The 13101-nt window shown below is 75.5% G+C and carries 15 protein-coding genes; 6 read left to right on the forward strand and 9 right to left on the reverse strand.

The genetic code is table 11. From position 1 onward, the window contains the following. Nucleotides 1–56: 56 nt before the first annotated feature. From GKE82_RS16125 to GKE82_RS16145, 5 genes are all read right to left on the reverse strand, one after another. A complete protein-coding gene (locus GKE82_RS16125) occupies nucleotides 57–455 on the reverse strand; it encodes an ASCH domain-containing protein (protein ID WP_107568069.1) in 399 nt (132 codons plus the stop codon). A gap of 11 nt (nucleotides 456–466) precedes the next feature. After that, nucleotides 467–898: an NUDIX hydrolase gene (locus GKE82_RS16130; protein ID WP_107568071.1), complete on the reverse strand. Its 432-nt coding sequence runs from the start codon at nucleotides 896–898 to the stop codon at nucleotides 467–469. Further along, on the reverse strand, nucleotides 898–1581 hold the full coding sequence (locus tag GKE82_RS16135; protein WP_107568073.1) for a Crp/Fnr family transcriptional regulator: 684 nt from the start codon (nucleotides 1579–1581) through the stop codon (nucleotides 898–900). The genes GKE82_RS16130 and GKE82_RS16135 overlap by 1 nt, the downstream gene beginning before the upstream one ends. Before the next feature lie 98 nt (nucleotides 1582–1679). Then, on the reverse strand, nucleotides 1680–2942 hold the full coding sequence (locus GKE82_RS16140) for a DUF4349 domain-containing protein (protein ID WP_154733990.1): 1263 nt from the start codon (nucleotides 2940–2942) through the stop codon (nucleotides 1680–1682). Beyond that, nucleotides 2939–3427: an RNA polymerase sigma factor gene (locus GKE82_RS16145; RefSeq protein ID WP_233243763.1), complete on the reverse strand. Its 489-nt coding sequence runs from the start codon at nucleotides 3425–3427 to the stop codon at nucleotides 2939–2941. The genes GKE82_RS16140 and GKE82_RS16145 overlap by 4 nt, the downstream gene beginning before the upstream one ends. Before the next feature lie 94 nt (nucleotides 3428–3521). Between GKE82_RS16145 and GKE82_RS16150 the strand changes: the two genes are divergently transcribed. Then, nucleotides 3522–4043 carry a hypothetical protein gene (locus tag GKE82_RS16150; RefSeq protein ID WP_154733991.1) on the forward strand — a complete coding sequence of 174 codons (522 nt, stop codon included), beginning with the start codon at nucleotides 3522–3524 and terminating at the stop codon, nucleotides 4041–4043. Here GKE82_RS16150 and GKE82_RS16155 read toward each other — a convergent pair. Genes GKE82_RS16155 through GKE82_RS16165 form a run of 3 tightly spaced genes read right to left on the reverse strand, consistent with a single transcriptional unit; the run spans nucleotide 4033 to nucleotide 6916 of the window. After that, nucleotides 4033–5427: an NAD(P)/FAD-dependent oxidoreductase gene (locus tag GKE82_RS16155; protein WP_154733992.1), complete on the reverse strand. Its 1395-nt coding sequence runs from the start codon at nucleotides 5425–5427 to the stop codon at nucleotides 4033–4035. The genes GKE82_RS16150 and GKE82_RS16155 overlap by 11 nt on opposite strands. After that, nucleotides 5424–6143, reverse strand: coding sequence for a glycerophosphodiester phosphodiesterase (locus tag GKE82_RS16160; protein ID WP_154733993.1), 720 nt, complete (start codon nucleotides 6141–6143; stop codon nucleotides 5424–5426). Before GKE82_RS16160 ends, GKE82_RS16155 begins: the two co-directional genes overlap by 4 nt. Continuing rightward, on the reverse strand, nucleotides 6140–6916 hold the full coding sequence (locus GKE82_RS16165; RefSeq protein ID WP_154733994.1) for an Fpg/Nei family DNA glycosylase: 777 nt from the start codon (nucleotides 6914–6916) through the stop codon (nucleotides 6140–6142). The genes GKE82_RS16160 and GKE82_RS16165 overlap by 4 nt, the downstream gene beginning before the upstream one ends. A 28-nt stretch (nucleotides 6917–6944) precedes the next feature. Here GKE82_RS16165 and GKE82_RS16170 point away from each other — a divergent pair, with 28 nt between their 5' ends. Together GKE82_RS16170 and GKE82_RS16175 are read left to right on the forward strand one after the other, a co-directional pair. Then, nucleotides 6945–8288: an FAD-binding oxidoreductase gene (locus GKE82_RS16170; protein WP_196189265.1), complete on the forward strand. Its 1344-nt coding sequence runs from the start codon at nucleotides 6945–6947 to the stop codon at nucleotides 8286–8288. A 96-nt stretch (nucleotides 8289–8384) separates the two neighbouring features. Beyond that, a complete protein-coding gene (locus GKE82_RS16175; protein WP_154733996.1) occupies nucleotides 8385–9578 on the forward strand; it encodes a hydroxymethylglutaryl-CoA reductase in 1194 nt (397 codons plus the stop codon). Here the strand turns inward: GKE82_RS16175 and GKE82_RS16180 are convergent. Then, on the reverse strand, nucleotides 9557–10600 hold the full coding sequence (locus GKE82_RS16180; protein WP_154733997.1) for a DMT family transporter: 1044 nt from the start codon (nucleotides 10598–10600) through the stop codon (nucleotides 9557–9559). The two genes, GKE82_RS16175 and GKE82_RS16180, sit on opposite strands and share 22 nt — an antisense overlap. 112 nt (nucleotides 10601–10712) lie before the next feature. On the opposite strand from GKE82_RS16180, the gene GKE82_RS16185 reads away from it, so the two are divergent. From GKE82_RS16185 to GKE82_RS16195, 3 genes are all read left to right on the forward strand, one after another. After that, the gene (locus GKE82_RS16185) at nucleotides 10713–11168 is read left to right on the forward strand and encodes an Lrp/AsnC family transcriptional regulator (protein WP_154733998.1); all 456 of its coding nucleotides are present in this window, start codon (nucleotides 10713–10715) and stop codon (nucleotides 11166–11168) included. Between the two features lie 230 nt (nucleotides 11169–11398). Further along, complete coding sequence (locus GKE82_RS16190; RefSeq protein WP_230316188.1) at nucleotides 11399–11839, forward strand: YciI family protein; 441 nt, start codon at nucleotides 11399–11401, stop codon at nucleotides 11837–11839. Nucleotides 11840–11901: 62 nt separating this feature from the next. Further along, nucleotides 11902–13098 (forward strand): DUF6596 domain-containing protein, encoded by a 1197-nt coding sequence (locus GKE82_RS16195; protein ID WP_309233642.1) that lies wholly within the window; start codon nucleotides 11902–11904, stop codon nucleotides 13096–13098. The last annotated feature ends 3 nt before the right edge of the window (nucleotides 13099–13101 follow it).

The following is a 13101-nucleotide window of genomic DNA, read 5'->3' on the forward strand; positions in this document are numbered from 1 at the left end:
CGCTGCCGGGCCGCGCGGCAGCCTACCGCGCCGCGCCCCGATATGCGACCGATGCTCTAGTTCTGTGCCCCACCGATGCCGTGCAGGCGATCGGTGAAGGTCGGCGGGTTCTCGATGATCTGCGAGAACCGCACGACGGTGACGATGTCGTCCATCGTCACGGACTTGCCGTAGATCTGCTCGAGGAAGTGGATCATCTCCTCGTGGCGGCGGAACTCGGGGTTGTCGTGCTCGATGTCCCGCGGCGTCAGGTCCTTCACGCGCTTGACCTCGACCTGGTCGATGACCGCGTCGAAGATCTTCTCGCGCGGCGAGTGCTGGTACCCGATGGTGACCATCACCGCCTGGTTCTTCTTGTACTTGTGCGACTTGTCACCGAGCCGGATCGTGGCCGTCTTGCGGCCGCGCTTGAGCTGGTCGGCGAAGATCGTCGAGTAGAAGTTCAGGACCTGCATGGACCGCAACCCTACCCGGTGCCGATCACGAGGGACACCGCCTTCTCGGCCATGCTCCGCTCGCCGTCGTAGGTGAGCGTCCGCGCGGCCTCCTGCAGCGGCACCCAGCGGGCGTCCTCGACCTCGTGGTCGTGGTCGGCCGGGTCCCCGTCCACGTAGTCGAGCAAGAAGAAGGCGACGACCTTCGCGATCCGCCGACCGTCGCGCTGGTACCAGTAGCGGACCTCGCCGAGCTTCTCGCGGACCTCGCAGGTGACGCCCGCCTCCTCGCGGACCTCGCGCAGCGCGGCCTGCTCGGGCGTCTCGCCCGGATCCGGGTGCCCCTTCGGCAGCGCGAGCACCTTCGAGCCGTCCGCGGCGCGCCGCGTCGGCACGATCACGATGCACTGGCCGTCACGGACGACGACGCCGCCGCAGGAGAACTCGGGGTCGGGGCGCGCCATCAGTAGATGTAGCCCCGCAGCGCGCCCGGCTGGTGGATCGTGACGCGGCCACGGCCCTGCGTGAGCACGCCCGCCCGCTCGAGCACCGCCATGAAGCGGCTGGCCGACTCGCGGCTGGAGCCGGCGAGCTGCGCGATGTCCGCCTGGGTGATCGTGACGAGCACGTCCTCCTCGCCCGCGCCCTCGTTGCGGGCCTGCTCGCAGAGCTGGACGAGCACCTCGGCGACGCGGCTCTGCACCGTCTGGAAGGACTGGCGCGCGAGGCGCTCGTTGGCCTCCCGCAGCCGCCGCCCGAGTCCGACGACGAGATTGACCGCGATGTCCGGGTGGTCCCGCATCAACCGCCGCATGTCCTGGCCGAGGATCGCCAGCGCCTCGACCTCGTCGAGCGCCTCCACGGTCGCCGAGCGCTTCTCGTCGTCGAACATCGCCAGCTCGCCGAAGATGTCGCCCGGACCGAAGTGCGCGAGCGCGATGCTGCGCCCGTCGCCGTGCTCGCGCAGCGCCCGCGCGTGGCCCTGCCGCACGAGGTAGCAGGTGTCCGAGGTGTCGCCCTCGCGGAAGATCACCTGGTGCGGCGCGAAGCGCCGCGGAACGGCCACGCGGGCGATGTGCTCGAGGTCGGTGTCGCCCAGCGCCTCGAAGACGGGAACCCGGGAGAGCAAAGCGGTCGTCTCGGCCACGGACCGATCCTACGCGCCCGGGGCACCACCGCGGCGCCGAGCGCGGGTGTCGTCCCGCCATCGGGCGGGATTCCCGCGTCCGGCCCGCAGGTCGGATGCTACGCCGCGGCGTCCAGGGCGCGGGCGCGGCGCCGGCGGACGGTGGTGCGCGCGGCCGCCCAGGCGAGCAGCGCGAGCAGGCCCAGCGGCACGAGCGCGGCGGCGGCGATCACCGCGACCCCGGCGGCGACCTGCAGCAGCCGCCAGGCGTCCCCGGCCGCGTCCCCCGGCGTCCAGGCGCCGCCCCCGTCCTCGTCGGACGTCGCGCCCGCCCCGGCGGACGGGTCGCCGCTGACGAGGACCGTGACGGTCGCGCGGTCGGTGCGGGCGCGCAGCCGCTGGACGTCGCCCTGCGCGGCCGCGATCCGGCGGCGGCTGTCGGCGATCCGCGCCCGCAGGCTCGACACCTGCCGGTCGGTCTGCGCCCGTCCGAGCGCCTTCAGCAGTGCGGCGCGCTCGTCGCGCGCGTCCTGCAGCCGGTCCGTGGCGGAGACCACCGCGCCGGTGATGTCCTGGCTGTCCTGGTCGAGTCCGGCGACGCTCGCGAGCTTCGAGAGGTCCGCGATCGCGCGGTCCAGCCGGGAGGTCGGGATCCGCAGGTCGAGCGTCGCCTCGCCACCGTCCGGGGACGTGCTGATGCGCGAGGAGGCGACGATGCCGCCGAGGCCCTGCGCGGTGCGGATGACCCCGTCGGCGACACCCTGCACCTCGTCGGGCCGGGCGGTCAACGACAGGGCCGCCGAGCGCTCGACGCGGCGGGTCCGCTGCCCGGGCGCACCGGCCGAGGGGACCGCGGGCGCCGGGCTCGCGACGGACGGCGCCGCGCCGGACGGGCCCGGCAGCGACGAGGCGGGCGCGCCGGCCGCCGCCTGCGGGGCGGACTCGCGCGCGGCGTCCGGCGCCTCGGGCGGCGTCGCGGTGGCGCCCGCGTCGGTCGCCGGGCGCGTGTCCTGCGCCACCGGGGCGCCCAGGCCGCTCACGTCCTGGGTCTCGCTCCCGGTCAGCGCCGCGGTCGTGACCGTGACGCCGGCGACCGCGACCGCGGCGACCGCGAGCACGGGCCGCAGGCGCAGGCCCGACGGGCGCACGCGGGCGAGCAGGCCGGCGCTGCGGGACGGGCGGGGAAACCCGTCCCGGACGCGCTCGTCGAGCGCGACGCGGGCGGGGCCGGTGAAGCGGGGTGCGCTCGCGCGCGTCTCGCGGACGAGGTCGGTCAGCAGCGGGTCGGCGCCCGCGTCCCCGCCGAGTGCGCGCTCGAGCTCGGCGAGCTCGGCGGCGACCACGGGATCGAGGTCCTGGGGGGTGTTCTGGCGGCGGGTCATGAGCAGGCCTCCCGGAGCTTCGTCACGGCACGGTGGATGCGGGTGCCGGCGTTGGCCTCGGAGATGCCGAGGACCCCGGCGATCTCGACGTTGGTCAGGCCGGCGTGGAACTTCAGGGCGATGAGCTCGCGGTCGCGCGCCTCGAGCCGCGCGACGGCGGCCCGGACGGTGGCGCGGCGGTCCGCGGCCTCCGTCTCCTCGTGGGCGGCGTCGAACGCGGCGGCCGCGTCGGGGTCGTCGGGCTCGACGACGAGCGCGGCGGTCCGCGACCGTCGTCGCAGCTCGTCGAGCGCGGCGTTGCGGGCGATCCCGAACAGCCAGGCGCGCTCGCTGCCGCGGTCGGGCCGGTAGCTCGATCGCCTGCGGTACGCCCGCTCGTAGACGGCGGCGGTGACGTCCTCCGACGCGCTGCGGTCCCGCAGCAGCGAGACGACGTACGCGTACACGTCGTCGACCGTCTGCCGGTACAGCGCGTCGAATGCCACCCGTGCCGTGTTCTCCCTCGGTAGAGCCATGGTCAAGGTGTCACTCATGCACGTACTACGACGCGCCCCGCGAACCATCACGTATCGTCGTGGCATGGTCGCCCGGCGCGCAACCTCGCTGTCCGCGGCGGCCCTCACGGCCGTCGCCGTCGCCGCCGTCCCGGCCGCCGGGCAGTCCGACAAACCGCGGCCGATCAGCGAGTCCCCGCTGCTGTGGGCGACGGTCAACGTGTGCGACACCGCGGACCGCCCCGACACGATCGGCATCCGCGCCTCGATGCCCGGCAGCGGCATCAGCGCCGAGCGGATGTTCATGCGCTTCCAGGTCCAGTTCTTCTCCCGCACGGACAACCGCTGGCACAACGTCGGGCGCGGCGGCGACAGCGGCTTCCTGGCCGTCGGCTCCGGCCGCTACCTGCAGCGCCAGTCCGGCCGCAACTTCGTCATCCAGGCCCCGACCGCGGGCGGCTACCGGCTGCGCGGCGCGGTGACGTTCGAGTGGCGCCAGGACGGCGAGGTCGTGCGGCGCGCGCGCACCCGCACCACCAGCGGGCACGGCAACACGCGCGGCGCCGACCCCAAGGGCTACAGCCGCGCCAGCTGCATCATCCGCTGAGCGCGAGGATCTCCCGCGCCGCGCGGCGGCCCTCGAGCAGCGCTCCGTGCACGGTCGCGGAGCGCCGCGGGTGCGTCGCCTCGCCCGCGATCCACAGCCGCCCGCCGACCGGCCGGCCGAGCGCCCGACGGTCCGCCGGGCCGGCGCCCGCCGGGGCGTAGGAGTAGGCGCCGCGCGTGAGCGGGTCGCGCGCCCAGTCCGTCGTGCGCACGCCGACCGGCTCGGGCATCCCCGCACCGTGGATCGTCCGCAGCGCCGCCACCGCCCGGGCCACCCGCTGCGCCGGGGGCAGGCCGGCCAGCGCGCGGGCCGCGCCACCGCCGTTGAGCGCCATCAGCGCGGGCGCGTCGCCGACGCGGTCGAGGTTGAAGAACGCCGAGAACGGCGCGCCCGGCCGGGTGCGGCGCGCGATCAGGTCGACGTCGTCCCAGAACGCCTCCTCGAACCGCAGCACGACCTTCTCGTAGCGGCCCAGCCGCAGCCGCCGCAGCGCCCGCGCGTGCGCCGCGGGCAGGCCCTCGGGCAGCCGGATCGCGCCCGCGGCCAGCACGCCGATCGACGGCGTCAGCACGGCGAACGCGGCGCGCGTCCGGCCGGACGGGGTGTGGACGACCACCCCGCCGGCGGAGCGGTCGATCCGCCGAACGGGGGAGCGCAGCACGACCCGCAGGTCGCGGGCGAGCGCGCCCGCGAGGCGGTCCAGGCCGTCCGGGACGACGAGCTGCGGTCCGGGGAAGTCGCCCTCGGCGAGCATCTCGCCCAGCGACAGCTGCGCGAGCGTCGCGCCGTGGTCCTCCGCCAGGGCGGTGAGCGACAGCCGCAGCTCGCGCGCCCGGTCGGCGGGCACGCCGTACGCCTCGATCCCGGCGGCCAGCACGTCGCCGACCGCGGCGCGCGGATCGCCCTCTTCCTCGGCGAGGTCGTAGAACCGCTCGACGTCGCGCTCGAGCCGCTCGAGCGTCGCCTCGGGGACCCGCTCCCCGTCACCGTCGTACACCACGACGGTGCCGTCGCCCTGCTCCCCGCCGACGTCGAAGACCGCGGTCTCGACGTCCGCGTCACGGGCCAGCGCGGTCAGCGGGTTGCCGTCGCGGCCGTGGATCCAGGAGGCGCCGAGGTCGACCGGCATGTCCTCCCAGCCGCGGTCGGTGTGCACGCGACCGCCGATCCGCTCCCCGGCCTCGAGCACGAGCACGTCGAGGCCGCCGTCCTGCAGCGCCCGGGCGGCCCCGAGGCCGGCCATGCCGGCCCCGACCACCACGACGTCGACCCGGCGGGCGGGCTCCTCGTCGCCGCCGCACGCGCCGAGCGCGGTCGCGGAGACGGCGGCCAGCGACGTGGCGAGGAACTCGCGGCGCCGCAGGCCCCGGACCGGGTCGCTCACCGCGACGCGTCCGCGGGGAAGAGGCGCGGGTCGTTGGTGATGATCCCCGCGACCCCGAGGCGCTCCAGCGCGGCGATCCGGGCGGCGTCGTCGACCGTCCAGACGTACAGCTCGCCGCCCGCGTCCGCGACCGCGCGGGCCAGGCGCGGGGTGACGAGCGACCAGTGCGCCATCAGCGCGTCGACCCGGCCGGCGCGGATCGCGGCCGCCGCCTGTCGCGGCACGGTGCGGCGCAGCACGCCGACCGCCCCGTACGCGAGCGGGCGGGTCAGCGGGTGCGCGAGGTAGTCGCGGCGGACCTTCGGCACCGACCAGCCCAGGCGGATCTCCGGGGCGATCGCGCGCAGCCGCGCCAGCGACGCGACCTCCATCGTCGAGATCAGCGTCCGCTCGGCCAGGCCGTGCTCGCGCAGCGCGGCGACGACCCGGTCCTCGTAGCCGGGGAGCTTCAGGTCGACGTCCAGCTCGATCCCCGCGAAGGCGGGCGCGGCGAGGTGCGCGAGGCCCTGCTGGAGCGACAGCGGCTCGCGTGCCGCGGCGTCCTCGTAGTCGTGGGCGAGGAGCAGGGCGCCGGTGCCGTCCTGGTGGGCGGGGAGGACGTCGAACTCGATCATGTCGACGCCCAGCCCGAGGGCCGCGTCGAAGCTCGCGGCCGTGTTGCCGTGCGCGAGCGCGTGCGCGCCCTTGTGCCCCACGCGCCGGGGCCGGTCCCTCACCGCTGACATCCCGGGCACCAGTATGTCGAGCGGTTGTCGTCCCCGAGGCGTCCCATGACGATCGTGGTGCGGCAGCGCGGGCACGGGCGACCGTCGCGACCGTAGGCGCGGGCGTCGCGCCCGTTGGTGCCGGAGGTGGCCGAGTCGACCATCCGCGGGTGCACGAGGTCGACGAGCGCGCGCGCCTCGTCGTCGGACACCTTCCCGGCCTTGCGCCGCGGGTCGACCTGTGCCTCCCAGCAGGCCTCGCTCTTCCAGATGTTCCCGATCCCGGCGACCGTGCGCTGGTCCAGCAGCGCGTCGCCGATCGGCCGGGTGGGGTCGTCCTGGCGCAGCCGTCGCAGGAACCGCTCGGTGTCGAACGGCGGCACGCAGATGTCGGGTCCGAGCGCCTGCAGCCGGTGGTCGAAGCGGGTCCGCGACTCGGTCAGCAGCTCGAGGACGGGACCGTCGAACTGCACGACCTCGTGGCCGCGCGCCCGCAGGATCAGCCAGGCCCGCCGGGGCGAGCGCCGCCACCGCCTGCCGACCATGCCCGTGTGCCAGGAGCCGGTCATCCGCAGGTGCGAGTGCAGCGTCAGGTCCCCGTCGAAGCGGATGAACAGGTGCTTGCCGTGCGCGTCGACCGACAGCACCTCGCGGCCCGCCAGGCGCTGCGGCCAGCCGTCCCGGCCGAATCGGGGATGGGGGGTGAGGATCTCGTCCGGGACCGTGCCGCCGATGATCGGGCGGATGCGGTTCGCGGCGTGGTGGATGGTGTCGCCCTCGGGCATCGCGCTGTCCCCAGGGTACGGTTGCGGGGTGCTCGCCGACCTCCGTGCGCTCGTCGGGGACGATCACGTCGTCGCCTCCCCGGACCCCGCGCTGCTCGCCGACGCCAGCGCCTACGCCGGGGTGACCGGCAGCGCCGCCGCGCTCGTGCGGCCCGGGTCCGCGCAGGAGGTCGCCGCGGTCGTGTCGTGGTGCGCGCAGCGCGGGGTGCCCGTGGTGCCGCGCGGGGGCGGCACGGGCTTCAGCGGCGGCTGCGTGCCGCAGGACCCGGCCTCCGTGGTGGTCGCGGTCGACCGGCTGGACGCGGTCCGGTCGCTGGACGTGCTGCAGTGGCGCGCGCACGTGGAGGCGGGGGTCACGACGGCGCGGCTCGCGCGGCTGGCGCGCGAGAACGGGCTGCGGTTCCCGGTCGACCCTGGCGCGGCCGAGCAGTCGCACATCGGCGGCAACATCGCGACGAACGCGGGGGGCCCGCACTGCTTCAAGCACGGCGTCACGCGCGCGTGGGTGCTCGGGGTGGAGGCGGTGCTCGGCAACGGCGAGCTCGTGACGGTCGGCGGGCCGACGCGCAAGGACGTCGCCGGCTACGACCTGGCGGGCCTGCTCTGCGGCAGCGAGGGCACGCTGGGGATCATCACCGCGGCCTGGATGCGGCTGATCCCGGCGCCGCCGGTCGAGATCGCGATCGCGGCGGTGCTGCCGGACGCCCGCGCCGGGCAGGAGGCGCTCGACGCCGTGCTGGGCAGCGGCGTGGTCCCGGCGGTGGTCGAGTTCCTCGACGCGGGCGCGGTCGCGGCGGCGGCGGGGTCGTTCCCGGGCGGGGCGCTGTCGCCCGACGCGGGGTTCGTGCTGATCGTCGAGGTCGACACCTCGCCGCAGGACGCCGACGAGGTCGTCGCCGCCCTGCGGTCCGCCGGGGCGACCGTGTCGCAGCCGTCGTCGGGCGCGCTGTGGCGCTGGCGCGATGGCGTGTCGATCGCGGTGGCGGCGGTGCACGGCGGCAAGCTCTCCGAGGACATCGCGGTGCCGGTCGAGCGGCTCGCCGAGGCGGTCGAGCGCACGGTCGAGATCGGCGCCCGCCATGGGCTGCAGGCGTGCTCCTGGGGGCACGCGGGCGACGGCAACCTGCACTCGACCTTCCTGCTCGACCCGGCGGACGCGGCACAGCGCGCCCGCGCCGACGACGCCGCGGCGGACCTCTTCGCGATGGCGCTCGAGCTCGGCGGCACCGTGTCCGGCGAGCACGGCCTGGGCCTGCTGAAGAACGGCTGGCTGTCGAAGCAGTGGTCCCCGGCCGCCGTCGCCGCCGCCGACGCGGTGCGCAAGGCACTGGACCCGGCGGGGATCATGAACCCGGCCACCAAACGCCCCTGACCCCCCCTGTGCCGGTCGAACAGGGAGTTTGTCGGCGTGGAGCCGAACTTCTCCCTGTTCGGCCGCGGGGGGGCGGGGGGCGGGTAGCGTTTGGGTATGACTGAGGGACTTGGGCGTCCGGGGCGGGTTGCTGTGCCGCGCGACAGGGAGAACGACTACTCGCGCGAGGCCGCCGCGATGCGGCGGGCGTTCGCGCAGGAGCGCACCGGTGCGGCGCTCGAGCACGTCGGCTCGTACTCGTTCGACCCCGCGGTCCTGGCCGGCAACATCGAGCACTTCGTCGGCGTCGCCCAGGTCCCGATCGGCCTCGCGGGACCGCTGCTCGTCAACGGCGAGCACGCGCAGGGGGAGTTCTACGTGCCGCTCGCGACCGCCGAGGGCACGCTCGTCGCCTCGTACAACCGCGGCATGCGCCTGCTGCACGAGGCCGGTGGCGTGACGGTGACCGTCATGGACGACCACATGCAGCGCGCCCCCTCGTTCATCTTCCCCAGCGCGCGCGAGGCACGGGACTTCGACGGCTGGCTCGACGAGCACTTCGACGAGATCAAGGCCGCCGCGGAGACCACGACGTCGACCGGCAGGCTGCAGGAGATCGAGCGCTACTCCGCCGGCCGCATGCTCTACACGCGGTTCAACTACACGACCGGGGACGCGGCGGGCCAGAACCTCACGGGCAAGGCGACGCAGGAGGCGTGCCGGTGGATCCGCGCGAACAACGACACGATCGAGCACCACTTCCTCGAGTCGAACTTCGCGACGGACAAGAAGTCCTCGACGGTGAACATGCTGCACACGCGCGGCAAGCGCGTGATCGCCGAGGCGACCGTCCCGAACGAGCTGTTCCAGCGCGTGATGCGCTCGGACTCGCGGCTCATGTACCGGGCCCGGCAGATCTCGAACCTCGGCGGCTTCATGGCCGGGGTCAACAACAACGGCGCGCACTCCGCCAACGGCATCACCGCGATGTTCATCGCGACCGGGCAGGACGCCGCGAACGTCGCCGAGTCCTCCGCCGCGTACGTGTACGCGGAGCTGCGCGACAACGGCGACTACTACTTCTCGATCACGATCCCGTCGCTGATCGTCGCGACCTACGGGGGCGGCACCGGTCTGCCGACCCAGCGCGAGTGCCTGGAGCTCATGGACTGCTACGGCGCGGGCAAGGTCCGCAAGCTCACCGAGATCGTCGCCGCGACCGTCCTCTGCGGCGAGCTGTCGCTCGGCTCGGCGATCGTCGCGGAGGAGTGGGTCGACGCCCACGACGCCTACGGCCGCAACCGGCCGTAGCCCGCACCGCGCGCGCGGGTGCGCCCTGACCGGTGGGCGCTCGCGCAGCGGGCCCAGTCGCCTGCGGCGACCCGGACCCGCCGCGCGGTCCCAAGGGCACGCACGGCCTCGGGCCGCAGGGTGGCGGCGACCGGCGCGTAGCCCGGCCGCGGCCGCGCGGGCGCGGGCCGGACCGGCCGGGCGGCGAGGGCGACGCCGGCGACGACGGTGCCGAGCCCGAGGACCGCGGCGACGGTCAGCGGCTCGCCCGCGGCGACGACGGCGGCCACGAGCGCCACGACCGGGGTGAGGTAGATGACGAGCAGCCCGCGGGCCGCGCCGACGCGGCGGACGAGCGTCACCAGCAGCACCACCGCGACGCCGAGGGTCAGCGTCCCCAGGAGCAGCGTGCCGCCGATCGCGGTCGCGGGCACGCCGCCGAGCGGCAGCAGCGCGAGCGCGACGAGCGCGACGGGGAGCGCGGGCAGCGTCGTGAGGCCGGCGGTGACGAGCACGGGCGTGTCGGCGAAGTGCCGGCGCATCGTGACCGCGGCCACCGCGTAGCAGGCGCCGGCGGCGAGGAAGGCCCCGGCGCCGGCCGCCGAGCCGACGTGCGCGCCCGCGCCGACGAGCACGACCCCGGCGAGCGCGAAGCCCATCCCGGCGAGCTGCGCGGTGCCGAGCGGGGTGCGGTCGCCGGTCGCGCGGGCGAGCATCGCCGCGAGGATCGGGGAGGGCGCCACGAGGATCGCCGCCGCGCCGGTCTGCACGCTGCCGACCGCGAGGGCGATGAGCGTCAGCGGGACGACGGTCTGCGACAGCGCGAGGAGGGCGACCGGTCCCGGGGCGCGCCGCGCGAGCGCGAGCATCGGGCGCAGCGCCCGGCCGGCGGCCAGCGCGACGAGCAGGAACAGCCCGGCACCGAGCACCTGCAGCACGACGACGGCGATCGGCGGGAGCGCACCGAGCGCCCACTGGGTCGGCAGATAGGAGCAGCCGCGCAGCAGCGCGATGACGGCGAGCAGGGCCCACGGGGACGGCATGCGGACGACTGTGCGCGATCGGCGCCCGGGGGCGTCGATATTTTCGCTCCGACTCCGTTAGGGACGCAAGAACATTGCGCTGAATCAGTTTGTGGGCGATGATCGTTGCGCCATGGCGCTGGACGAGACCGACCTGGAGATCATCGACCTGCTCGAGCGCGACGGTCGCGCGAGCTACGCGGAGATCGGCCGCGCGGTCAGCCTCTCGACGGCGGCGGCGAAGCGCCGCGTCGACCGCCTGGAGGCCGACGGGGTGATCACGGGCTTCCGCGCCCAGGTCGACCACCGCAAGCTCGGCTGGACCCTGGAGGCGTTCATCGAGCTGCGCTTCGCGGGCACGACGGGCATCACCGGGGTCCACGAGCGGGTCGCGTCGATGCGGGAGGTCCGCGCGGTCTACGCCATCGCCGGCGACCCGGACGCGATCGTGCACCTCCGCGCCCGCGACATGGAGCACATCCAGCAGGTCATCGAGCGCCTGCGCGGCAGCGGCCGCGTGACCGGCACGAAGACCCTCATGGTCCTCGGCGCCTGGCAGCGCGTCGGGACGGGCCGCCCCACGCCCTGACGGCGCGGGCGCGCCCGCCCGCCCGCGCGCCCGCCTGCCCGCCCGCCCGCCCACATGCCCGCCCGCGCGCCCACCTGCCCGCCCGCCCGCCTGCCCGGGGCGTTCTGGGTGATCCGGCGCCCATATCTGGGCTCGAGATCACCCAGTTCGGCGAGGGCGCGGGCGGGCTCCCGCGAAGCTGGCGCTTCAGCGCTCTTGTCTCGGTCGATCCGGTCGTCTGTCGTTCGTCCATGGGTCGAACCGCGGCGGTCACCGAGGCCACCGCACCACCGCCCGAGGAGGGACATGACATGCAGTACCTGCTGACGATCTGGATGGAGGAGCCGGAGGAGCTCGAGCTGACGCCCGAGACGATGGCGCCCTGGGCCGCGTTCAACGAGGAGGCGGCCGCCGCCGGGGTGCTGCGCGGCGGCTCGGGCCTGCAGCCGTCGGCGACGGCGACGACCGTCCGCGGTGGCGGTGAGGTCGTGCTGACCGACGGCCCCTTCGTCGAGACCAAGGAGCAGCTCGCCGGCTACTACCTCCTCGAGGTGGCCGACCTCGACGAGGCGCTCGCCTGGGCCAGGAAGGTCCCGGCCGTGCAGTGGGGCGGGGCGATCGAGGTGCGTCCGACGGCCGGCGGCACCGACATCGCCGAGAACCGCGACGCCACCGGGACGGCCGCTCCCTGACCGCCGGCGCCACGCTCGAGGTCGACCGCCTGTTCCGCGACGGCGCGGGACGGGCGGTCGCCGTGCTGGCCCGCGTGCTCCGCGACGTCGACCTGGCCGAGGAAGCGGTCCAGGAGGCCTTCGTCGTCGCGCTCGAGCGCTGGCCGCACGACGGCGTGCCCGCCGAGCCCGCGGCCTGGATCGCCCGGACCGCGCGCAACAAGGCGATCGACCGCCTGCGGCGCTCCCGGCGCCTCGCCGAGAAGGCGGAGGTGCTCGCCGCCGAGCTGCGGCGCGCGGTGCCCGGTGACCAGGACGACGACCCCGTGCCGATCCCCGACGACCGCCTCGCGCTGATCTTCGCCTGCTGCCACCCGGCGCTCGCGCTCGAGGCACGGGTGGGTCTCACCCTGCGTCTCGTCGGTGGCCTGCAGACCCCGGAGGTCGCGCGTGCCTTCCTCGTCTCCGAGACGACGATGCAGCAGCGCGTGGTGCGCGCGAAGCGCAAGCTGCGCGACGCCGGCATCGCCTTCGCCGTCCCGCGCGACGCGGCGCTGCCCGACCGCCTGCCCGCGGTCCTCGCCACGATGTACCTGATCTTCAACGAGGGCTACGCCGCCTCCAGCGGGGACGCGCTGGTGCGGCACGAGCTCTGCGCCGAGGCCATCCGGCTGACCTCGATCCTCTGCGCGCTGATGCCCGACGAGCGCGAGGCGCTCGGGCTGCTGGCGCTGATGACGCTGCACGACGCGCGGCGCGGAGCGCGCACCGACGCGGACGGCGAGCTGGTGCTGCTCGCCGACCAGGACCGTGCGCGGTGGGACCGGTCAGCCATCGCGCAGGGCCGCCGGCTCGTCGATCGCGCGGCACGCCTGGGGCCTCCCGGTCCGTACGTCCTGCAGGCCGCGATCGTCGCCACCCACCTCGCCGACGGCCCGACCGACTGGCCGACCGTGCTCGCCTTCTACGACCGCCTCGTCGCCGTCCAGGACACCGCCGTCGTGCGGCTCAACCGCGCGGTCGCCCTCGCGGAGGTCCGCGGTCCGGACGCGGCGCTCGACGAGCTCGCGGGCCTCGAGCGCGCGCTGGACGGCTACCACCTGCTGCACGCCACCCGCGCCGAGCTGCTCCGCCGCGCAGGGGGACCCCGACGGCGCCCGGCTGGCGGACGCCCGGGCGCTGCAGCTCGCGCCCTCGCCGGCGGAGCGCTCGCTGCTGCGGCGCAGGCTCGACACGCCGGCGTGACGCGCCACCGCCCCGAACCGGGACGTTCTGGGTGATCC

It is taken from the genome of Conexibacter sp. W3-3-2 (assembly GCF_009707605.1).
Classification (GTDB): Bacteria; Actinomycetota; Thermoleophilia; order Solirubrobacterales; family Solirubrobacteraceae; genus Paraconexibacter; species Paraconexibacter algicola.